The sequence below is a fragment of the Bacillota bacterium genome (genome assembly GCA_013314855.1).
Taxonomy (GTDB): domain Bacteria; phylum Bacillota; class Clostridia; order Acetivibrionales; family DUMC01; genus Ch48.
On sequence record JABUEW010000067.1, the window covers coordinates 1 to 23,174 of the forward strand.

Annotated in this window: 19 protein-coding genes; all 19 read right to left on the reverse strand. The window is 36.1% G+C overall.

Annotated elements, in window-relative coordinates; genetic code table 11:
• Positions 1 to 1,169: radical SAM protein (locus HPY74_12290; GenBank protein NSW91430.1), on the reverse strand; the 1,169-nt coding region annotated here is incomplete at its 3' end.
• A gap of 70 nt (positions 1,170 to 1,239) precedes the next feature.
• Positions 1,240 to 1,410, reverse strand: a complete 171-nt coding sequence (locus HPY74_12295; GenBank protein NSW91431.1) for a hypothetical protein — start codon at positions 1,408 to 1,410, stop codon at positions 1,240 to 1,242.
• A 23-nt stretch (positions 1,411 to 1,433) separates the two neighbouring features.
• A complete protein-coding gene (locus tag HPY74_12300) occupies positions 1,434 to 2,003 on the reverse strand; it encodes a TetR/AcrR family transcriptional regulator (GenBank protein ID NSW91432.1) in 570 nt (189 codons plus the stop codon).
• Between the two features lie 103 nt (positions 2,004 to 2,106).
• Positions 2,107 to 2,448: a hypothetical protein gene (locus tag HPY74_12305; GenBank protein NSW91433.1), complete on the reverse strand. Its 342-nt coding sequence runs from the start codon at positions 2,446 to 2,448 to the stop codon at positions 2,107 to 2,109.
• A 6-nt stretch (positions 2,449 to 2,454) separates the two neighbouring features.
• Positions 2,455 to 3,549 carry an amidohydrolase family protein gene (locus HPY74_12310; protein NSW91434.1) on the reverse strand — a complete coding sequence of 365 codons (1,095 nt, stop codon included), beginning with the start codon at positions 3,547 to 3,549 and terminating at the stop codon, positions 2,455 to 2,457.
• A gap of 164 nt (positions 3,550 to 3,713) precedes the next feature.
• Positions 3,714 to 4,796, reverse strand: coding sequence for a Gfo/Idh/MocA family oxidoreductase (locus HPY74_12315; GenBank protein ID NSW91435.1), 1,083 nt, complete (start codon positions 4,794 to 4,796; stop codon positions 3,714 to 3,716).
• Positions 4,797 to 4,814: 18 nt separating this feature from the next.
• Entirely contained in the window at positions 4,815 to 5,450 is a 636-nt protein-coding gene (locus tag HPY74_12320; protein NSW91436.1) for a hypothetical protein, read from the reverse strand.
• Between the two features lie 180 nt (positions 5,451 to 5,630).
• Entirely contained in the window at positions 5,631 to 6,110 is a 480-nt protein-coding gene (locus tag HPY74_12325) for a hypothetical protein (GenBank protein NSW91437.1), read from the reverse strand.
• A 328-nt stretch (positions 6,111 to 6,438) separates the two neighbouring features.
• A complete protein-coding gene (locus HPY74_12330; GenBank protein ID NSW91438.1) occupies positions 6,439 to 7,782 on the reverse strand; it encodes a neutral/alkaline non-lysosomal ceramidase N-terminal domain-containing protein in 1,344 nt (447 codons plus the stop codon).
• Between the two features lie 116 nt (positions 7,783 to 7,898).
• Entirely contained in the window at positions 7,899 to 9,113 is a 1,215-nt protein-coding gene (locus HPY74_12335) for a DegT/DnrJ/EryC1/StrS family aminotransferase (GenBank protein NSW91439.1), read from the reverse strand.
• A gap of 55 nt (positions 9,114 to 9,168) precedes the next feature.
• The gene (locus HPY74_12340) at positions 9,169 to 10,449 is read right to left on the reverse strand and encodes a hypothetical protein (GenBank protein ID NSW91440.1); all 1,281 of its coding nucleotides are present in this window, start codon (positions 10,447 to 10,449) and stop codon (positions 9,169 to 9,171) included.
• A gap of 19 nt (positions 10,450 to 10,468) precedes the next feature.
• Positions 10,469 to 11,569, reverse strand: coding sequence for a DUF2961 domain-containing protein (locus tag HPY74_12345; protein NSW91441.1), 1,101 nt, complete (start codon positions 11,567 to 11,569; stop codon positions 10,469 to 10,471).
• Positions 11,570 to 11,623: 54 nt separating this feature from the next.
• On the reverse strand, positions 11,624 to 13,600 hold the full coding sequence (locus HPY74_12350; GenBank protein ID NSW91442.1) for a prolyl oligopeptidase family serine peptidase: 1,977 nt from the start codon (positions 13,598 to 13,600) through the stop codon (positions 11,624 to 11,626).
• A gap of 38 nt (positions 13,601 to 13,638) precedes the next feature.
• Positions 13,639 to 14,526: a carbohydrate ABC transporter permease gene (locus tag HPY74_12355; protein NSW91443.1), complete on the reverse strand. Its 888-nt coding sequence runs from the start codon at positions 14,524 to 14,526 to the stop codon at positions 13,639 to 13,641.
• A gap of 30 nt (positions 14,527 to 14,556) precedes the next feature.
• A complete protein-coding gene (locus HPY74_12360; GenBank protein NSW91444.1) occupies positions 14,557 to 15,513 on the reverse strand; it encodes a sugar ABC transporter permease in 957 nt (318 codons plus the stop codon).
• Between the two features lie 196 nt (positions 15,514 to 15,709).
• A complete protein-coding gene (locus HPY74_12365) occupies positions 15,710 to 17,362 on the reverse strand; it encodes an extracellular solute-binding protein (protein ID NSW91445.1) in 1,653 nt (550 codons plus the stop codon).
• Between the two features lie 225 nt (positions 17,363 to 17,587).
• The gene (locus tag HPY74_12370) at positions 17,588 to 18,652 is read right to left on the reverse strand and encodes a hypothetical protein (GenBank protein ID NSW91446.1); all 1,065 of its coding nucleotides are present in this window, start codon (positions 18,650 to 18,652) and stop codon (positions 17,588 to 17,590) included.
• Positions 18,653 to 18,714: 62 nt separating this feature from the next.
• Positions 18,715 to 19,881, reverse strand: coding sequence for a Gfo/Idh/MocA family oxidoreductase (locus tag HPY74_12375; protein NSW91447.1), 1,167 nt, complete (start codon positions 19,879 to 19,881; stop codon positions 18,715 to 18,717).
• A gap of 448 nt (positions 19,882 to 20,329) precedes the next feature.
• Complete coding sequence (locus HPY74_12380) at positions 20,330 to 22,684, reverse strand: helix-turn-helix domain-containing protein (GenBank protein NSW91448.1); 2,355 nt, start codon at positions 22,682 to 22,684, stop codon at positions 20,330 to 20,332.
• Positions 22,685 to 23,174 lie beyond the last annotated feature (490 nt).

The window sequence follows — 23,174 nt, forward strand, 5'->3', positions numbered from 1 at the left end:
TTTTGATATGCCCTGAACACTTTGTTGCCTAATACATCCTTGAGGGGTTTATCTTTAATATTATCGCATTTAATATGTGCAAAAGCACAGGGTTCTACATTGCCATCGGCTGTTATATGGAAATATTCCCTGCCACCGGCTATACAGCCCTTTGTCAATTCACCGTCATTCCAGAAATCGAAAAGCATCAGGGGATAAGTGCTTCTTATCTCCCTTACTCTTTCTGCAAGCCATTTTCTTTGTTGGGGTGTTACCATGGCAGAATAATCAGGCTGTCTTCCTACAGGAATATAGTGGAACGACCATCCATACAAAGCACCTTTATTAATCATGAACTGCACGAAATCATCACTGAATAGTTCCGCATAATTATGCGAAGTAGCTGTTACGCTGTACCCAAAAGGGACACCACTTTCTTTTAATAAATCCATCGATTTCATAATTTTCTGGAATACACCGCTGCCCCTGCGTTCATCCGTTTCCTTTTCCCAGCCCTCCAAGCTTATAACAGGAGAAATATTCCCTGTCTTTAGCAGTTGCTCGACCATCTTTTCATCAATCAGTGTTCCGTTCGTATACATCATGAAGGCTATATCCCTATGTTTGGCCGCTATATCAAACAAGTATGAGTATATCGTAGGTTCTCCGCCTGATAGCACGATGAAATTGATTCCAAGTTCCTTTGCTTCTTTTAAAATCCTGTCAAACAACTCAAAGGGCATAACATTAATTTTATATTTCCCGGCCCAGCAGCCCTTACATCGTAAATTGCATGCTTCTGTAGGGTCAATCAGAATTGTGGAAGGAACTTTTACACCAAGTTTCTGAGCTTCATTTTTTCTCTTAGGCACCCCTATAAGCGTAGAACGTACAAACAGGTTTATTAGAAAACCTTTTAAGTAGCTATCGCTGGTTTGCTTAAAAATTTTGATAAAGTATTCTTTTAGATTAGGGTCACTGATTACTGCTCTCTTTGTATTTTCAATCGAGTTTTCAAATGTTTTTTTGTCCGAATCGTTTATGAAATATTTTCCAGCTTTTAAAGCTAAATATTTGTTCAGTAGGTTGGCAAGTTTGTCTATGTTGTTCTCCGGATCTTTTTTTACGTAGTTAACCAGAAAAACACTTAAGTTTCTGTATGTCAGATCTGCCAAAAACTCTTTATCCATATCAATCCGACCTCCTATGTTATAATTTGTTTCATCAGATCAAATATGTTCGGACGTCCGTTTTAATGACTCATAAAAATAAGAGTCCTATTTTTACAAGGTCGCTGACAAACTCCTGTGCGTCTTTTCTGGCAACTTCGCCTTTGTTAACAAGCTCCTTTACCATTTTTTCAATTTTTTCTCTTGAGTATGCAAAGAGTCCTAACCCCATATTGAATGACTTTTCTAACAAATTTGACATGAATGATATCTCCTTTCATATTTTTACTCAAACACTAATTCGATTGCCTTTAAGGCTTCAGGCAGTTTTTTTTCTTGAGGGTCTAAAATAACCTGTATGGCAGTTCCAAACATCGCTCCAAAAAGCATTCTGGCTATGGATTTGGGGGTATAGCCCCTTAAATTGCTTTTTGCGGGAATATTATTCAGGACATGCCTTTCGATTAAATTTGCTAAATCTTCAAACAGGTTGCAGAGCAGTTTACCAAATGAAGCGGACCAGAGCGCCATACTCGTAAAGTCATACAACAGTCTGAAAAGCTTAGGGTTTTCGTCTAACATTTCCTGAAAATACCTAATAAGTGATAATATTTTTTCTTTGGCAGTGGTTCCATTTCTTAAATGATTTTCTACTTCCTGCAGGTACTTTTGCATCATCATTTTTATTACCTCTGTAAACAATCCCTCCTTATTTTTATAGTAATAGTTAAGTTGGCTTAGAACAACCCCTGCTTTATCGGCAATATCACGCAAAGATACATTTGCATAACCTTTTGATGAAATACACTCAAATGCAGCAATTAATATTTTTTTGGATTGGTTCATTTTTTCCATCTCGTTGTTCATGGCATTACTCCTTATTTGTTAATTCGGACATCCGACTAATTTAATTCTATTATAATACTCTCTCTCTCTACTTTGTCAATCTGTAATTTCATTAGATTATTTTTGATGATAAATTATACTGTAAGCAAGAATGAAGGGCTTCGTTAAACTCATTTTTTATTAAAAGCTCTGATAAAATATTAAGTGTTTTCTTAAAAATTCTATTATCTACTGTTTCTTTAATGTAATTTAATCGTTGAGTATTGTACCGGGTAATTTCCTCATTTATATTGTTGCTTATATTATATTGTTGCTTATATATAATTATATATAAAAGGGAAAACAGTCCTATTGTTAGGACTGATATAAGGGTAACTCCTGCTGTAAATACAATAAACTTTATTGAAATAGAATTTGCATATTCTTTTATCTTGAGTTTTTTATAGCTAAACATACTGCCTCATCCTCTCAATGTATTAGTCTGTTTAACCATATCAATTACTCTGTTTATTTCCTGAACATACTCTATTAAACTATTATTCTTCATGGCAATTTCTCTAATTTTTCTACACTCATCAAGTAACTTTTCAACATTTATCTTTTTCGGAACCTTTCCTGCGTAAGACTCAAAATTTTTATAATAAATCTTATCAATTACATCCTTATCCAGCGCTAGTCCATTTATTTCAAATCCCCAATTGTTGAACTTATCGTCAGTCTCAAGGAACTTCCTTATTGTATTTATAATATCTTGAGGTCTTCCCTGGAACATACTATCTTCCATATCTGTTCCAAAAATAATCCTATCCTGGTATTTAGTAAAGAATTCCTTCCATTCCGATGGTTTTTTTGAAAAATTATCATACATTTCCCTACCAGGAGTAATGTCAAAACTTACATTTTCAAACTTATCTAGAATTGCTGCTGCTCTTTCGATATGATTAGACAAAAAATAGAAATGTGCAAAAGTCACTCTTAATTTGGGGAATTTACTCAATATACCCTCAATTTCACTATAAATGTCTTCCTTTTCTGGGAATGTCCCATCTCCATAAAACCAACCATGCTCGAAGGAGAATTCGGGAGCAGTATCTTTGTCCCAGAAAGTTTCAGGGTCTGCTGCATGGAATATAATAGGGATACCCTGTTTCTCAAGATAAGAATAGTAATCATCATAAATAGATGAATTCAGAGATATGCCTATTTTCTTTCTCAAGGTAGGCTTGCCTTCCAGCATTTTCATACCATCAAACCCAATATCCATTAATATCTTGACCTGATCAACAAAGTTATAATCACCCGGGATTTTATCATCTAGAGGGTAATATGGATACATTAATGAACCATACGCATATACATGTCCAGGATGTTTCATCTTGAACAATGCACTTAAAATGTTCTGCATTATTTGATTTTCATCTTTACATGCAAGGCTTACAATATTTACTTTATTCAGACTATAGACCTTTAAATAACTTTCCAGAAACTCAAAACTCTTAAATTCTCTTATATGGACATGGCTATCTACCATTATAACACCGTCATATAGCTTCATAAGATGATCCCTCCTTTTTATGATTGAATGATATGTTGCGTGTTAAAAGAAGGCCGGGAAGGCGAACCATATGTGCATCGAGAATCAATCTGCTCGGCCTGATTCTTGTAAAGATATCGGACCATAAATAAAAAACGATTGTGGTCGAAGTGGCTTTTCTTACACTACAAAAGCCCTACTTCCTTGGACGCCTTTACCAACAGCTCCTGGACATTTACTGGCTGCCCTGTCTTACTGCTTTCAATAGCTCCATAGATTAAAGCTACCGATTGCAGATTGTCTTCTATATTTGTTTCCATGGACTCTCCACCATCCAGCCATTTGACGAATTTCTCAATAAGCCATGTATTTCCCCATTTTGGCTGTTCGAGCAGGTGTAGTTTTTCTCCTTCCCCTTCATTTTTCTCAACCCAACTGCTTGATGGATTGTATGTGAATCGCTCTAACTTCCTTTTTGAAAGTATGAGAGTACCATTTTTACATTCAGCTCTAAAATATTCATTACCCCACTGATTAAGTCCTACTGCATTTGTTGTGGCACCTTCGTAAATTGCCCGTGTCCCGTTTTCAAAATGCATGATCACCAATGCCTGAGAATCTCCTCTATATTCACCCCAAGCAGGATTCCATGTTTGTGCGTAGATTGTATCACATTTTGCTCCTGCAAGATCGGCCAGTATGTCCAGATGATGGACGGCTCCTTCTATCATCAGGACATCGTCAATTTCATGACGAAATTTGCCCCAACTTGCGAACTTTCTAGCATCACAGGTAAAACGACACACGATATAATCCAGTTCCCCATAATTACCGGAACGGATTGCGTGTCGCAGCGAAGTTTTATCCTGGTCAAACCGATGGCTCATGGTGACTCCCATCTTCTTATCTGCTTTTTTCACTTTATCTGCTATGCGCACAGAGGCTTTCAGTGAGTCTGCAATCGGCTTTTCAGACAAAATATGCATGTCGTGTTCAAGAGCAATGTCTACAACCTGCTCGTGAAATGCCGGGGGGACAACTATTGTGCAGAAATCGGCCTTATTTTCAGCAAAAGCTTTTCTAATGTCGGTATAACACTGGTCAATCCGTAAGCCAAGAAAATTCCGTGCGTTCTCCAGCGCAGTGGCGTTGATATCGACTGCTGCAACAACCTCAATTAGGCCTTCCTTTATATTTGGAGGTAAAAATCTTTCACACCAACATCTACCCCATCCGCCTGTTCCCACCTGAATCATTTTATATGTCATATCAAATGCCTCCCCCTATTACATCCTATCTTTCAAAGGCTGAGCCTCGCCATGCTTGTAATTCCACAAGTGACCGAGCCGTTTACAGCCCCTAAGGGTTGTTTCAAAGCAAACGGCCTTTATTGTTTCAAATACTTGTGGAAAATCATGATGATGACCCATCCTTGTCGCTATACAATCTCCCGGACCAACTTTATATGATTTTCCTTCTGAGACTGCTATTCCGCTTCCTTCATATATAATCCAATATTCATCACAGTCATGATAATGGTTGTCAAAGTTCGTATTTTTGGGATAATCCGAAGGATCACCATAAGTGCCGGTAATTTCGCTCTTTTCAACCGTAAATATACCGGAGCCTCCTACTTCATCACCCCAATGTCCACACATCCGAATTAGTGTGGATTCCAGCAACACATCCACCACCACGAACTGTCCTTCAGGTGTCGTCAGATCAATATTGCAGCCTTCTTCAGCATCAATAGTCCGACCTTCTACGGAGATTCGGCATGCTCCTTTTCCGACGATTAATTTCTCTTTCTTTCCCATACGTTCAAATACATGCGTCAAACCTTTTGTCAAGTGGACAATTTCAAAAAACTCCATTTCACACCATTCAGGTGCCAAGCCTAAACCACTTTTAAAAACCGGCATAACTACCCCCCCCTTTAAGTTGAATACTCTCGGAAACTCAAAGAGTCTCCGAAATCTATATTTAAAGAGAAAGTATTTTTCACTTCCCCCTAAAATCTACCATAAATTTCTTTAAATTTCTCCAATATATTCTCCTAATATTACCCATATATGGAAGTAACCTAACTTTTTCTTCCATACTTAAAACTCCTCAATACTTTCCATTTTCATTCCCATTTTCTTTGCTTTCCTCTCAAAAATATTAAATTGGTCATTGTGTCTGGCTTTAACCAATTGTGTAAAACTATATATTCCTTCCCTTATCTCCACTTTTTTTATCCATTCATCCAAAGCTGCAGCTAATTGTGCATAGAGTCCGTAACGCCCATATCCATAAAGATGTATATCGGTTTCACATATTTCAGGAAAATGTGCTACTACATCAACAACCCTAATTACATCACAACAACCCCTAATTACATCATAAGTCCGCATTACCGCCATTCTGTCACCCAGCCACATAAGATCATGTGTTAGTTTAAATATAATTCCGTAAAAATCAAGAGGAGAATAACTTCGTGAAGTGTTTGGATGTAGATTCTCTACTCCCGATACATCCAAAACTATCACAGCTCTTCCGGATTCACAAGTTTCTCGTATCCATACCGCATTGGACTGCAACTGTCTTGTACTCTCATCCCATACAGCAATGGTTATGGGAATGTCCTTTCCAATGAATCGGTAATCTCTAAAAGTAACGCTATAATTAAATATTCCCTCTTATGTATAGTTACCTTATAGTTGCCCCATCAGTCCCAAAGAAAGTGACTTTTTCAGTCCCAAAGAAAGTGACTGCTAATACCTTTGCATACATTAGGTAGTCACACCTTTTATCATTAGTTATACTACCTATATCGGAATATCTGCCAATGCTTACACAACCATATTTTCAAGGTACAAACTGCTTAAAAGTATTAATTATCAAACAATCCATATGCCATAGAAAACCTTATATCCGTCTTTTTATAGTTTCTGCCACTACTTGAGCCATCCGTTCTCCTTCACCCGGTTCAAGAGGTAATCTCCCATACAGCAAACAGGATGAGAACCCGGCATACCCCTTGTTTTCAATATCATCCCGGGTGCTGACATATCTCATCGTAGAATTTGCATTGCCCAATGTTATAATATTCATATGAGGTATTGTTTTTTTTACAATAGTACCCAGTGCTGTAAATATCTCGCCCGGAAAACCGGCAAAAACTACTTCTCCTATTCTGAAAACCTGAATAGTGAAAGACTCAAGATATGGTTCGACGTTTTCCTTCAGTTGCGTTTTAATATCTTCGGCCCATATTTGCTGGACTCTATACCCTTCAGGCTTCTCTCTCTTTTTATTCCCAAAAATCTCCTCATGCCTATCTATGTCTTCAAGACTATATCGCTGCAGTTTTAGCCTTACTTCAATGTCAAATGCATCAAGATGCATATTTTTCATGGTTTCACATTCAGATATATTACTGATAAAAGCATCTGCTATCCGCCTGCCATACTCATCAATTACCTCTGATGTGCCGGCACCCCATTTCTTGAGGTTTGACACAGGATCGATATCTCCGCAAAAACCCGTTAGGAATACTCCATCAAATCCCTTTTCATTTAATGCTTTGACTACTCTGCCCGGATAATCTGCAGATATAAATTTTTTAAGCCCAAGAGTAACAGGATGGCAGCCATAGCTTACAAGGGCAAGAGGCCTTCCCTCATCAAAAAAGAATGCTATACCACGTACATCATTATCAACAGGACTATAAGAATTGTATACCCTGTTATATCCTATAGGCTCAATTGCTTTTATCACACTCTTTGCTTCTTTTACTGTCCTCAAATTCTCGTATGCCTTCTTTGCAGCATTCACGATCAGCTTCGGAAGAGAATTCATATATTTTTCATCTGGCTCACCACAACCTATTAATTTTCCTGTTGCAGGTCCTGTATGGGTATGTGTACAAACAATCATTATGTTTGTCCTATCAATACCAAGTTTGTGGGAAATCTGCTGCTTGATGGTATCAGTAATGGACTGTTTTATTGCTATAAGATCGCAGTTTACCATGAGCATACTTTTGGAAGCATTTTTATCCTTTCTTACCGCATAATCCCCGGTATCGCTGTTCCCGCTTTTCTTAGAATTATCCATGGTACCAGTTTCATCGGTATTTTCAAATACTACGGCCCTCGCATAAAGATTGTCAAGCACTCCTTCGGCTTTTCTGTCCAGGAACCATCCATAACCACTTAATTCAACTCCTAAATCAGGCGTTATATCGACTGAAGCATATCCAATTTTCACTTTTTATATCTCCTTCCGCATAATTTTTAAGTAAAATATAGTGAATTACGTATTTCAGTTTATCCGTCAAGCAACTTATTTAGGGTTATCCAGAATTATCAGGGTAGGCAATTTTTTCAAAGTAATTCATCTACATTTTCATATATCTTGATTATGGCATCGGCAATATCATCCATATCTTTCTTTGTACCAAGGAGCATATTCTGAGGAAGCCATATTCCTTCCCTTTCTCCGGCCCTTTCTGCATTTTCAAGATACATGTTTTTATAATCAATCTTGGAACCTGTTATCCTTCTAAATTCTTCTCCATGGAAAAGAATTTGCTTGTAAAGACATACATACCCGGCAGAACAGTATATTCCTTCAGCTCTCATTGCTTTTATAAATTTATCCCTGGGCAAGTCCTTGCATTTTTCACCCTTATATTTGAAAATATATGAATGATACGAATTCCTGGTTATTCGCGGATCATCTCTAAAGGTCTCAATACATTCTATCTCCTTTAAGCGGGAAGTCAAATAAGCCGCGTTTTCCATTCTTCTTTGTATCTGTTCATTAAGGGATTCCATTTGGGCATCCAGTATGGCTGCCTGCCATTCGGTCATCCTGGCATTTGTCCCTATGTTTACGTGCTCATACCATATTGTCCCATGATAGTCTCTTCCACAATTGTGTATTGACCAGCACCTTTCATAAATTGCTACATCATTCACAGTTATTAATCCGCCTTCGCCTGCAGTCAAATTCTTGCTTGCCTGGAAACTGAAAGAACCTGCATGGCCGATAGATCCTACTCTCTTTCCTTTCCATTCCGAGCCATGGGCATGAGCGCAATCTTCTATTACATAGAGATTATGCCTTGTGGCTATATCCATTATTTCATCCATATTACAGGCTCTTCCCCCTATATGTACCGGAATGATTGCTCTTGTCCTGGGAGTAATAGCTTCTTCAATTTTCTTGGGATCAATATTATGCGTATCATCTTCTATGTCCACAAATACCGGTGTAGCTCCGACAATAATTACAGCAGATGCGGTAGCATTAAATGTATACGGCGGGATTATAACTTCATCGCCATACCCAATATTCATGGCTCTCAAGGCTATCTCAAGAGTAACAGTACCGTTTGTAACAGCTACGCCGTAGTTTGCACCCTGGTATTTGGCAAATTTTTGGGCAAACTGCTTTACTTCATTTCCCAGGGTGCCCCACACACCACTCTTCAAGACTCTTTCCAATGCCTCTCTTTCCTTTTCTCCGTATTGAGGCCACTTTGGAAATTTTTCAGTCCTTAATGGACTTCCTCCATTAATCGCAAGTTTAGGCATTTAACATTCACCCTTTCTTTTAATATTTAAACATTTAGTTTACATTAAACTTAATTTATATGAGTACATGAGATTTAATATACTCCATCATATATTTCCCTTCTTCAAAGCAAATTGCATCATGAGCGGGGAATACTTCTTTAATAAGAAATAAGGCATATTTAACCAGCCTGAAAGGACCATAAACTCTTGCTGATTCGCCTGGTAATGCTTCAACAGCAACACTATAAAATTTCTTTATACTGTCTATAATGTTTGGAAGCTCCGGATCCGGCGAAAAAACTATTGTATAATACCAGCCAAAAAGCCTACCGCTTTCGCAGCTATGAGCATCCGATACACCGACTATTGGTACTTTATTTCCTTTTTCCCGCTCTTCCTGGTAGTAAGCCACCTGCAAATTATTTGAATTAACGGCGTCAGTATCATATCCTCCAAGAATTTCATATGCATCAAAAGGCCTGGTTTTAAACATGAATGCATTCAAAGCAGCTGAAACATTGTATTTTGATCCATAAACCCAAAAAGGATGGCAATATATCCCCATACCCCCGGCTTCCCTTATTTTAGTGAAGCACCAAAAGCAGGATGCATATTGATATTTGTCCGTATCACTCAAATCAGAATATAAATTTTTTTTATTATCGTTTTTTTCATTATCTTGTTTTTCATTACCCGCTTCCAAGCCCCTGGTTATCTTTTCTACCTCCTCCATATATTTTTCTTCATCCTTGAATAGCTCATTTATACTGAATCTTCCTCCAAAATTTATCATGTGCACGGCGTTTCGCGGAGGATGAACTTCCTCGCCCGGAAATATTTTGAAATCAATATTAAGGGACTTAAATGCATTAATGGCTTCCAGTGAAGGTTCATATTTGCCATGGTCAGTAATAGCTATAAAATCAAGACCTATTTTTCTGCATGATGCAGCTACGTAAGCAGGTGATTCAGCACCATCGGAATAATAAGTATGGATATGCATATCTCCCTTGTATGGTTTTCTTAAAAATAAATCTTCTTCAAGCGAATAAACACTAAACGAATAATACTTTATTTCTTTTCCATCCGTAACTTCAAAAATATCCAATATGTGCTCCTGCTCCCCTTCAAAAAACAATCTGAATTCCAGCATGCCATTTGCAGGGTATAGCTCAAGCTTTTCATCTTCAATATTATTTAACCCTCTTTGCTCGATTGATCTCTTAATAAGAAAATACCGGGCATCGTTTTTTAACTTGCAATGATCAAATAAGGGTTGAACAGTTATTGCGCTTTCTTTGTTTGCTTTAACAATTTTGGGATGTACATTGAAAAAGATGTCTTTCTTGCCCATAAGTTAATTTCTCCTTGCATTATCTTCTCGGCAATTCCTTGCGGTCTTTGCCAGGCCATCTCTCAATACCGCCATAAGCATATGGGATTCTATCAATAAACCTGCCCAATTCCGGCAACTGCTTGGTTCTGCCAATTTGATACCAGTATGCGGTACTGGACCAATCTCCCTGGCGGTCATTGGCATGACCATGTTCAATTGTGACTTTTATAGACTTTTCAAAATATATTGGATCCTCAATATGAAAACGATACTGGGAGTGTTTTCCCGTATAGTCATTATTGCCTTTGAAGTAGTATCCGAAATAAGGTGCGCAGTAAGTCTGGTTAAGCAGGTTATAATTCCATGCACCACAGAAATAGTCTTCTGTTCCTGTTCCATGGAGCCTGGGAGGCCATGGTTCTCCATCTATAAATATCATATCATCACCTTCCCCCCACCATCCGGTTTCATCCGTATCAAGGTGAAGTACACAACCTACGTAATGCCCTTTTCCTTCTGCCTCAAGAATTACATAGTTTTCATTCCCTGTCGTATTCAAGCGCCTGACCTTGTTATCAAGCGAAGCTTCTTTATTAAGCGAAGTTTTTTCTATCTCATCTTTCTTAACTACCATCTGCCTTCTCCAGCAAGCATGGAAACGGCCTATATCTGCCGGGCATTCATCCCATTCCTGGTAATCGATATAGAAATAAATGAAAGAATCCCTATCCATTTCATTGGTTACGGTTATACGAGCACCGTTTGCATAAGGCATTGGGAACCAGCAATTCAAACCCAAGTAGAATGCTTGAAGTGGTAAGGAAGTAAAATAAACAGCCTTTCCATGCCCCAAACCGAAAAAGTCGCCTAATGGGCACTGTACTGATGGTGTTTCTTCATTATCCCAGTACATTCTTATAACAAGTCCCTTGAGATTGTTGTCGCTTTCACTCGTAGTCATCCAGATATGACGTATAGCGCCTGCTCCTGTCATTTCCGCCAGCACCACCGTATCACCGGCTTTTATATTCCAGTAATCAGCATTACCTCCTGTTTTGTCATAAGATGAAAATCGCCTGCTTTTTATACCTTTCCCCAATTTAGCAAGATTTGCAAGAGAAGTCATTCCCATTTCCATCAATAATACCCCCTGTTATTTTTCATAAGTTAGTTAACGCTATCTCATTTTTATTCATTCCGCTTTCTCATAAAACCACTTTTCAAGATCAGGCAGATCAAAATATTTTAACATCCCCGGGAGTACAATACTCATAATATCATGGGTATCATAATAGCGGGATCTCACCCACTCTCCGAAGCTCACAATTCCGTTTGCCACTTCAATGTTTTTAATCCTTTTGTCCAGCATAGTTTTATCCAGTACAGCAGCAAACAGTCCATACACTCCATGCCTTCCGGATAAATAAAGATTTATATCATCCTCATTGATCCCTGGTATAACTTTTACTGCATCCATGGCCCTGATTACATCGTATGTCCTCAATGCAGCCATGCTATCATCAAGCCATAAAAGATCATATGTAAGTTTAAAAATTGAGCCTAAAACTTCCTGCACCGGCGCATAAGTAATCTGCCTCTGGCTCATAATACCTACTCCGGACGTATCCAAAACCATTACAATTCGTCCCGAAGCACAGGTTTTCTGAATCCAGTCAGCATGAGGTACAAGGCAGTTTGTACCGTCGTCCCATATTGCTATCGTAAGAGGAAGCTCTTTCCCCGCAAAATTAAAGTTCCTGAATAAATAAGCACAATTGAAGATGCCTTCCTGGGACCACCATAGACATATTTGCACATCAAGGCCATCCACCTGCCCTACTGCAAAACGTCTCGGGTTCAAATCACAGGGTTTTCTGCCTGAATAGATTTTTTCTTTTAGCCAATTCAGGGCTATCTCCCTGCGCTTATTCTCAGGCATGGAATTACGCTGTTTTTCTATTTCCTTAAGCCTGTCGCAATTTTCATCATACACGGTTCGTGCATTATCCATATCTCCCTTTACCTGGCCGGAGATAGTGCACCATAAAATCGAAGGTTCTATCGGGTTGATGCTTTCATCATCAGGTGATATTTTTTGCCCAAGGAGGTGCTCCGAAAAGAACTCGGCAGCTGCTTTGGCCATAGGACGGGTATAACGGTGGTCGGAATCATCCTCGAACAACTTAAGATTGTCTTTTTTTCCGTACATCTCCCAAAATCTTCTTGTCCTTTCAACCGTCCTGCGGGTACCTTCAATTGGGAAGAAATCGGATGTTACTGCTAGGACAAGGACAGGTTTCGGAACCATTGAAATCAATATATCTTCATGGTCAAATCCCCTAGCAGTCAACCCCGGCCAGATCTGCTCGGAATCCTGTGGCATATCGGTGTACATATATGTCTGGCGGTTCATGAGAAAGGTTGCCGGTGCTGCTGCAGCTATGCGCGGATCGCACATCATCATGAGAGCAGTCTGGGTACCACCGCCGGAATTCCCTGTCACACCAATTTTTGAAGGATCTACTTCCGGTCGGGTACAGAGGTAATCTATACCCCTCATGGCATCATGGACAAAATACCGGGCGATACCATCTCCCAAGGGCCAGCACTGGCAACCTGCATAGTCATGCTCTATTACTCCCCAGTCTACATTAGTTTTCCCCGTTGCTTTATCGTAATAGCTTAAACGTTCACCCTGACCTATGGGATCCTGTGCCAGCACCACCAGGCCTGCCCTCACAAGGTATCTACATACAACCTGGTACTCATCCGTATGCTTGGCTTGTTTATGGTGACCACAAAGGAAAAGCACAGCACCCCTGGGGGAAGTAATTCCATCCGGTATATATAGATTTGCAGTTACATATGTCCCCGGACGGGATTCAAAAAATACCTTTTCTATTCTGAAGCCATCACAGTCAATTATTCCTGTAATCCTTGGGTTAAGAGGTGTGTCACCTGGGGGCAACCCTCCTATGGACTCGATAAATTTCTCACGCATATATGCGGCACGTTTTTCAAGTTCTTCCCTGGTTTTAATTGCATCACGGAAAATGTCTCCTTGTGCAAAAGCCTCGTCGGATCGTTTATAAATAAATCTTTTTAACTGGTCTTTAAAATCGTAAATCCACCAGTTCTCATAATATTTTTCTAGTTCCTGCATAGTCATATATGATTCTCCCTGCATATTTCGATATCATTTTACCCTCACCCTTTTACTGCTCCTACTATAACGCCATGAATAAAATATTTCTGCAAAAACGGGTATATTATAACAATAGGCAATATCGTCACCATTAATGCAGCCATTCTTAAATTCTGAGGATGGACGGGCAGTACACTTCTTATTCTAAGAGGATTATTGGGATCATCTGCAAGTTCAGTATTGATAAGCAAATTCCTTAGCCTGTATTGCAGCGTCCAGTTTCTATTGTCCCTAATATAAAGCATGGAGCCGAACCATTCATTCCAATACGCGACTGCACTGAAAATTACAAAAGCCATTATCATCGGGATTATAAGGGGAATAACTATCTTAAATAGTACCGTAAAATTATTAGCTCCGTCAATTTCCGCAGAATCCATGATATCTTTGGGCAATTGAACTATAGCATTTCTAAAAACAATTATATAAAATACATTTGTAATAGATGGTAATATTAAGGCCAAAAGATTGTTGGAAAGGTTCAACCAATTAGCTATTAAAATATACGTAGGTATAAGTCCCCCTCCAAAATACATTGTCACTAAATAGTAATAAGTAACTAGCTTTTTGCCTATAAAATGTTTATTTGCAAGGGCATATGCAGCCATAAGCGCATTTACAATAATCAGGCTTGTATTTATAATAGTAAGACCAGCAGTAATTATAATTGATCTTATAAAATATGCATTGGTAATTATCATTAAATAGCCGTTAATGTTAAATCCTTTCGGTAAAAGGGAAACTTCACCCCGTACAATGTGGTCATAATCACTTAAAGATATACTGATTACGTTGATAAAAGGTATTATAATTAAAATGCAAAATATTGTAAATAATGAATAATTCAAGATCTCAAATGCTATTCTTGACGGTGACTTATAGATAATCATAATCCAGTTCTCCCATATAATTTTTATTAATTAATACAATCCAAGGTTCCCAATCTTTTTAGCTGCACTATTTGCAAGGGTAAGGGTTACAAATCCAATTAAACTTTGGACTAATCCTATAGCAGTAGTATACCCATAATCTGCTTCTACAAGACCCCTTCTGTAAACATAAGTACTAATAACATCCGATACCTGGTAAACTAATGGGTTTTGAAGCAAGTAAATCCTATCAAAATCAATTGAAAACATGCTTGCTACGGTAAGAAGAAGCATTAATACAATAATAGATGATAACCCTGGTAGAGTAACATGTATAGTTTGTTTAATCCTGTTTGCACCATCTATATATGCTGCTTCATATAACTCAGTATCAATATTAGATAATGTTGCAAAATATAGTATTGCTCCCCAACCTACGCCTTTCCATATGGTTACGGCAGTCACAATCCATCGGAAAAGACCGACTTCTGTCATAAAGAATATCGGGGCCATCTTAAAAACATTAACCAGCACCATATTTACCAGGCCATTTTCTGCAGGCGAAAGAATCTGGTATACCATCCCGGATACCACAACCCAGGATAAAAAGTGTGGAAGATAGGATATGGTCTGCATAATCCGTTTAAACTTTTTGTTCATTATTTCATTAGCAAGGATGGCAAACAGGATAGGTGCCGGAAATACGAATATTAAATTATATAAGTTTAATATAATAGTATTTTTCATTGCTGACCAGAAAGCCGAATCTTTCAAAAACATTCTGAAATTGGCCAACCCTATAAATTCACTTCTAAAAACGCCCAAATAGGGTTTAAAATTTTCAAAAGCAATTATTATCCCATAAATGGGAATATAGTGGAAAATAAATAATAATATTATGGAAGGCAACACAAAAAGATACAAGGATAACGATTTTCTTGTAAATTTTAACTTACCTTTTTCCCTATTTTTACCTATATAAATATTCTCATTATTTACAATTTTCATTTTGTTCAATCTCCATGATCTATAGTATTTAATCTCCATAATTCTGTAATATTAATATTTGCAACTATTCTTCTACTGCAAAGGGAGGGGAGAGTATCACCCTCTCCCTTTATCAGGTAAATATTGTTGCAGTACAATGGCAATCCTGCTCTATATAATTTATAATTTATAATTTATAATTTATTATTTATTATTATTAATACCCCAGGTCAAATTTTACACCTCTTTTAATTAATTCATCCTTCTGCTCACGCAGCTTTCGAGTATAGTACTCGGATAGCCTATCACCATATTTTGTTTTGTATTCTTTAACTTTTTCATCATACTCTTCTATTGACATTTTACCCATTACAACATTTGATACAACCGAGGCTATAAATTTGCTGGATTCAACATCCAGGTTATCAATCTCTTTCTGTTCGTCGGTAGTTTCGCGATTAAAAGCTGTCCAGACTCCTACTCCAAAATTTTCTGCTCTCTTGTTAGCTTCTTTTAAGCTATTATAAGTTGTATTAAATCTTTCACTTCCTATTTCTTGTTCAATACATGCTAATTTGGCCTCGGAAAAAGTAATGGCAGGAAAACCAGGGAAAAGTGCAAACATTATTGAATAATACCTTCCGGTTCTATTGGGATCATTAAGCTTTTCAACTATTGGCACTTTTTTGCCATCTTGTATTATATGCTCTTCACCCTCTCTACCCCATACAAGAAGCTCCAGGAATTCTTCACTTGCCAGGGCTTCTAGGACTCTCCACGCCCTGTCAGGATAACTGCATTTGCTGCTTATATAGACGCCCTGACTCTTTATTAGGCATGGCATGCCAAGCCTATCAAATAAGGCATAATTGGGGTCTTTCAATACAGCGGGATACTTCTTTAAAGGTGGCACGTAAGCAATCTCACAACCTTCTATTCTCGGGCTAAGATAGTTAGCCCAGGCCATTATCTGGTCAGCACCATCTGTGATCATTGCAACATTGTTGTTTTCCAATCTTTGAACTTTCTTATCCAGGGTATTTACAGCATATTCCTGGTCAAGTATACCTTCTTTATAAAGCTGTCTCCATAGTAAAAGTGCTTCTCTGTATTCAGGAAGCGTAAAGCACCAGGTTACATTACCTTTTTCCACTCTTCTGGCCTCAGGGTATTGAATACCATAGAACAGCCACATAGTAGCAGTTCCGGCTCCAAATCCACCAACCCCTGTTAGAGGGATACATCCTGGAATCTCTTTTTTAATTATTCTAAAAAATTCTACCCATTCCTCTACGGATTCTGGCCACTTGCCATTATAGTATTTTTTAAGCAAATCTACCCTGGCAATATTTCCATACCCTGAAGGCGACTTGTATGCCATAGGTATACAATAATTTTTCCCGTCACTGGCTTTATTGAGTTCCATCATTTGCTCTGTAATAACTTTTTTCATTATTGGTGAATTATTATAGTATGGCCTCAATTCAATAAACGCTCCCGCTACTGCAGCTTCCTCAACTTCCTTCCATATATAAGAAGAGACAATATCCGATATATTACCGGAAGAAAGCATAAGGTTAAGTTTTGTAGAGAAATCAGAATAATTTGGCACTTCAATCTGTAAATCCACATTAGCATAATCTTCAAGAAACTTGACAAATTCGTTGTTATTAATATCTACTGTCTGAGGAATTCCAACGCCATAGTCGCTGGTAAAAAAAGTAAGCTTTACCCTTTCTTCTTTAGTTGTTGCATCTTCCGTACCTTTTTCCTTCTGTGATACCTTTACCGTACTGCAGCCTATTGCCATAGTAAGGTTTAGTATCAGCACAAATGATAGTAATAAAGCAACCTTTTTAATGTTTTTCATTGTTAATACCACTCCTTTTCTTTTTTATAATGAGCTATATTATTCTTTCTTTTCCTTATAATTGTGTATCACTGTGATCTTATTTTCATAAAATAATATAGCTTTAGTTAACCATGTAAATATTGGTTTTTGAAGTATTCAATATTCTTGATTTTCAAGACATCAATGTTTATTAAATAAAACAAATATTCATCACGCTGCAAATTTAACATTTATTCTTTGCATTTAGTTTTTATTATTATCATAGTCATTGATGGCACTTGCTATGGAGGTCAGGTTTTCCTTTATTTTAAATTTAGGAATATCCTCAGTAACACCCAGAATAAAGTTATTTCCCGGGGCTGCCTCCTTCAGAATAGCCATGGTTTTATTATAAATCTCCTCTGCTGATTCCAATTGCCAGGAACTCGGCCAGTTCAACCATAATGTCTTATCAGGCCATACTTTTCTGGCTTCAGCAACAGATGGGCTTATACCCGGATCATAAGCTTCTATGTAGTCCAGGGCAGTCTCTGCCACTGCATTCATTATCAATGTGTTATCGCCGTCAAGATGGCAGCCTATTAGTTTGCCTTTCTTATGCAGTATTTCAGCAGCTTCATTGTAGTGAGGTACAAAGTATTTCTTAAAGTTTTCCTCCCCTATAACCATAGGTATGACATTACCTCCATAATTGCAAAATTCCAAGGGACCCTCTGCCACTATGGGATATATTTTTCTGGCAACATCAACCAGAGCATCATACAGTTTCATAATCTCGTCCCTATTGTCCATCCATTCAATGCAGTATCTGTCAATTCCCATATAGTCGGATATAAGGGCCTGCAAAGGCTCAAGCGGTAGATTATCCCGAACTACATAGTCTTCTCCCAGCCTTTCTTGCAGATTGCATACAGCATCATAGTTTGGGACAACAACAGAATCCTTTATAAAAAATAGTAATGCTTTATAATCTTCGGGTGACTTGAACATTCTTTCATGAGTCCATGTTGTAAATCCGTCAGGTTGCACAAGCGTTGTCAGCTCTCCCTGAGGTGTAGAATAAATTGTGCGAATCAAATATCTACCTTTTTCATCGGTAAAACTATACGAACGGATTTTTACGTTAGGTCGACGAATGCTGTAAGATACTACTCTCTTCACCAGGCAAAGACCATTGTTTCTTAAGTTTCTTTCATATTCGCTCCTTTCAATTTTCTCCTCATATATGGTAAAAGGTGTTTTATTTGGGATATCACCATACAATGCAGCCATTACTCTACCTCTAGACGTAGATTTTGTCTCCTTCACTAAGTCTCATCCTCTCCCACGGTTTTTATTATATCGTTTTTTCTATTTATATACTTTCATTTCTATTCTATACTTTCAATTAAATGGGTCAGATTAACAGCACGTTTTTCCTTTATGCAAATCTCTGCTGATAGGGCAATAACCGAGCTCATCATACCTGCCCTGGCATCATTGGTATTTTGATGCCTACCAGACTTTATAGCATCAATGAAGTTGACAAAAATTCCAAAATCGCCTCCGCCATGGAAGGAATTTATATCTGTAAATTTGTATACTATCTCATTTGCCGGATTTATATATTTTAAATGTATGGTACCCCTCATAAAATCAGCATTCAGTGTAGCATCAGAACCAAAAATAACCATAGTCCTGTTAGCTTCCGAACTTAGCATGGATACGGTAAAACATGTAGTTAAGCCATTTTCATATTCTATGATTACAGATTCATGGTCAACAATATCTTTGTCAGCGTTGAATACGCAAAGATCCTCAGCAGAACTGAATTGACCGAAATCCTCACGCTTGCAATAATACCTGCAGTTGATCTTTTGTGTACAGTTAAAGCACCTTTCGGGAGCATCTTCTCTCTTATTAAAATAGGTCCTGCTTCCTGCAGCGAAAACAATTACAGGGTCAACCCCTGCTATCCAGTTCAAAATATCCATATCATGACTGCATTTGGCATTAAGGAAGCCTCCATTATTTTTACTGAACCTATGCCATCTCCTAAAAAAACTTCCTGCATGAACATAACCAAGAGTTTCCTTGGCTTCTATGGAGATAAGTTTTCCCAATTCCCCACGTGAAACAATCTCTTTGATTTTGCTATACAGGCTTGTATACCTCAAAACAAAGCCCATCATAAATACCTTGTTGTGCCTGAGACTTTCCCTGAATATGGCAACACAATCCTCAATTTTAGTAGCTATAGGTTTTTCAAGCAATATATGCTTATCCTGTTTTAAAGCTGCCAGCGCTATTTCCTTGTGAGTCATATCTGGGGTGCAGATAATCACGGCTTCAATGGTTTTATCATCAAGGAGTTGATTGTAGTCTGTATACAGCTCAGGCATTTTTTTATTGCTAAAATATTTTTCGGCAAATTGCTTAACCCTAGTTTCATTTATATCTGCCAATGCTTTTACCACGATGTTTTCACGTATATCAGAATTGCAAAGCATTGCATAAGAAGTCGCTCTTGCACCGGTTCCTATTATCCCTATGTTCACTTCATATACCACCCTTATCATAACCGTAATGTTATATCTAGATTAAACATTAAACTCAAATGATTATACTAAATTATTAGGCTAGTTAAATTGTTTAGTTTTAATACAATAAAAATTTATGGTTAAATTATAGACTTATAGATGGGACTTTTCAATAATTACTTTTTAAAGCAATATCAATTTATAATAAATTAAACACAAATATTAATATTGAGTTATTATTCTAAAAAAACAATATATCAAGTAATCCATGAATAAATATAAGGTAAATGATTTGACTAAAAGGTTAGAGAAAAATAATAAATTAAAAAATAATAAATATTGAGATAATTAAAAGTATAAATACTAAGAACTTTAAAATATTCAAAATACTGTAACAAAATATTCCAGTTAAAACAAGCATTTTACAATATTAATTTTTTACAATATTAATTTTAGCAATCATCGGCTATAAGCACTTTTTCCTGAAATCACCAGGGGTTTGACCATGGATTTCTCTGAATTTTTGTATGAAATATGATGGATTGTTATATCCTAATTTTTCGGCTATTTCATTAATTGGTTTATTTGTTGATTTTATTAACTCCGCAGCTTTTTCCATTTTAATTCTTGTTAAATAGTTCTTATAATTTATTCCTGTATGTTCTTTGAATAACTTGCATAGATACTGGGGAGTAACAGCTATCATATCTGCAACTATATCGAGTGACAAATCCGAGAAAATATTTTTTTCGATATAAGTTTTAACTTGCTCAATTTTATCCGAATTCCTGTTTGCGTTTTTTTGTTCCTGATACTCAAAAATATCTTCTACAATACGTTTAATAATATTTATAAAATCGGTAATAAAGTTCGATAATAGGATGGTGTTTTGGGTACGGTACCGTATTTTATTATAAATTTCAATATCAATATCTTTAGCATACTGAAGTATACTGTGTATTATGTTTCTCATTGCCAGATAACATGCTTCACCAGAGTAATTTCCTTTTTGAATAAGTTGCACTAAATTATTTAAAGTTCTTTCAACCATTTCAATATTGCGAGAATTAAGGGCACTTTCAAGACTTAATATGATCTTTTCCGGTATTTCATCGGTAGATGCCAGGCATTTCTGCAAATCCGTTTGATACAGTATTTTTAAATTAGGTAGGAAAAAACTATACCTGATAACTTCCATTGCATTGATAAATGCTTCATTTATATGTGAATGACCTTTTACACAAGTTGATATGGATATTACAGCAGGTATTTTTAAGTTATATTCAATATATGTAAGAATATCCATGCATATACAATTTACAATTGTCTTATTTAATACTTTATTGGATGAATGTAAGATAGCTATCTTATCATTTTGCTCATATAAATTAATAGCAATAAAATTTGATGTCTTTTTACTAAGACTTTCAATATAATTTATAATATTATATTTTACTGACATACCACTTTCCATACTCAGTGATTTAAAAATATTCTCATTCAGTTTAATTATTATTACAATAAAGAATGGTCCTTCCAGTTCATCTCCAAAAAAAGTCAGTAATCGATCCATTTCTTTTTCAGTTTGTATATTTCCGTAAATTAATCTAGCAATAAGGTTGTGCTTGATTAACGGCATATTGTTATCAAGAGTGGATTTTAGTTCATGAACCTTTACTGATAAATGATTTATTGCATCATTTATAATTGCACATTCATTTTTTCTTCCCTTTATGTCGATTTTCCTGTTACCTCCGAATATTTCCAAAGCATTAGTAAATGTTGTAAATATAGGATTATATATTTTTGATGTAAGTATGCATGATAATATAAATCCTAGAAATATTGTTACTACACAAGAAATAATTACATAATTAAGTATTGTATAGGATTCATTATAGAAATATTCATAGGGTATAATGCTAATCAGTTTCCAAGTATTCGTATTGAATGATAAGTAATTTACCAAGTATTTATGACCATTTATTTGCAGAATGTCGCTAGTATCGGATTCTACTAATTTAAGTAAAAAGCTGGGGGAAAAACTATCCAAAAATATGCTATTAAAAGTGCTCATGTTATTGCAGGAGATTAGACTTCCATCTTCATTAATAATAAAGGTACAACAATTGTCTATATTTGTATATGATTTTAATATATTCTGTATGTAAGATTCTTTTATATTTATTGCTACTATCCCGGAATCATTAATGTTTGATGGAAATAAGAAAGGATAAGATCTAATAAATGATAATATACTAGTATTATTAACTTCTCTTCCTAACCTGTCCTTATTAATTATTCGATAATTAATCCATATTATTTTTGAATTCGAACTATTGTAAATATTATACCATGTCATATCCAGTTCCTGTAAATAAGTATTATTTTCCAAAAAACTAAAACCTTCAGAAGATAAAACCATATCATTTTTTTTACTATAAAGATATATAGAATCTATAAATTCATCATTACGAGTTATAATGCTTCTTAAACTTAGTACAGAATTTATAATTACTTCGGAATCATACCTTACGAATGAATTAAAGAAATAGATAATATCATTATATAGGTAATTATCACAAGTAATATCAAAATATATTTTATTTGCTTTATATAAAACATTTTCTTTAATTTTATTTTCAATGTTTAGTAGCATGTTTAAACTAATCTTTTTAAGCTTTTCATTGAATCTTGATGAGAAATATAAAGAAGAAAAAATACCAACTATTGAAGTACTAAACATGATAAGTATGATAAAATAAACCAAAAGTGTCTTACAGATATTTCCATATCTGTATTGAATAAAACTTTTATTCATGACATTATCACCTACACTTAGATTTAATACTCTACACTGGGTCTTTAGGATTTTATTAATATAGACTTAACATCACCTTTAATCTTTCGCTTTTTCATTAATTACATTGCTTTTTTACCAATTATATTATATTATAATGAGAGAAATGTTTCAACTATTCTCTTTTGATAAATCTGAAAAGTTGCTATAAGAAAAATAAAAAAGCATAATATAAAAAAACAGCACAAACATTTCCAAATATTGCTATTATCGTTTTGTTATCAAGTATAAAAATACCAATATTAATAATTTTATCTAAATATGAGCAGCACAAAATAGGCATACACTTTGCATACCTTTAAAAATTCTTTGTAACAAAACGAATTAATATTAACTTTAGTCTTTAAATTTAAGTCTTAAATAATTAACAGTTCTAGCAGTTCATTCGTATTCTATATTTTTGTTCCACCCCAAGAATATCTAGTATTTCCCATATATCAAATAATGCGTA

Coding starts and splice junctions, on each gene's coding strand:
- HPY74_12295 (NSW91431.1), bottom strand. CDS start 1,410: ATGTCAAATTTGTTAGAAAAGTCATTCAATATGGGGTTAGGACTCTTT.
- HPY74_12300 (NSW91432.1), bottom strand. CDS start 2,003: ATGGAAAAAATGAACCAATCCAAAAAAATATTAATTGCTGCATTTGAG.
- HPY74_12305 (NSW91433.1), bottom strand. CDS start 2,448: ATGTTTAGCTATAAAAAACTCAAGATAAAAGAATATGCAAATTCTATT.
- HPY74_12310 (NSW91434.1), bottom strand. CDS start 3,549: ATGAAGCTATATGACGGTGTTATAATGGTAGATAGCCATGTCCATATA.
- HPY74_12315 (NSW91435.1), bottom strand. CDS start 4,796: ATGACATATAAAATGATTCAGGTGGGAACAGGCGGATGGGGTAGATGT.
- HPY74_12320 (NSW91436.1), bottom strand. CDS start 5,450: ATGCCGGTTTTTAAAAGTGGTTTAGGCTTGGCACCTGAATGGTGTGAA.
- HPY74_12335 (NSW91439.1), bottom strand. CDS start 9,113: ATGCCTAAACTTGCGATTAATGGAGGAAGTCCATTAAGGACTGAAAAA.
- HPY74_12340 (NSW91440.1), bottom strand. CDS start 10,449: ATGGGCAAGAAAGACATCTTTTTCAATGTACATCCCAAAATTGTTAAA.
- HPY74_12345 (NSW91441.1), bottom strand. CDS start 11,569: ATGGAAATGGGAATGACTTCTCTTGCAAATCTTGCTAAATTGGGGAAA.
- HPY74_12350 (NSW91442.1), bottom strand. CDS start 13,600: ATGACTATGCAGGAACTAGAAAAATATTATGAGAACTGGTGGATTTAC.
- HPY74_12355 (NSW91443.1), bottom strand. CDS start 14,526: ATGATTATCTATAAGTCACCGTCAAGAATAGCATTTGAGATCTTGAAT.
- HPY74_12360 (NSW91444.1), bottom strand. CDS start 15,513: ATGAAAATTGTAAATAATGAGAATATTTATATAGGTAAAAATAGGGAA.
- HPY74_12365 (NSW91445.1), bottom strand. CDS start 17,362: ATGAAAAACATTAAAAAGGTTGCTTTATTACTATCATTTGTGCTGATA.
- HPY74_12380 (NSW91448.1), bottom strand. CDS start 22,684: ATGAATAAAAGTTTTATTCAATACAGATATGGAAATATCTGTAAGACA.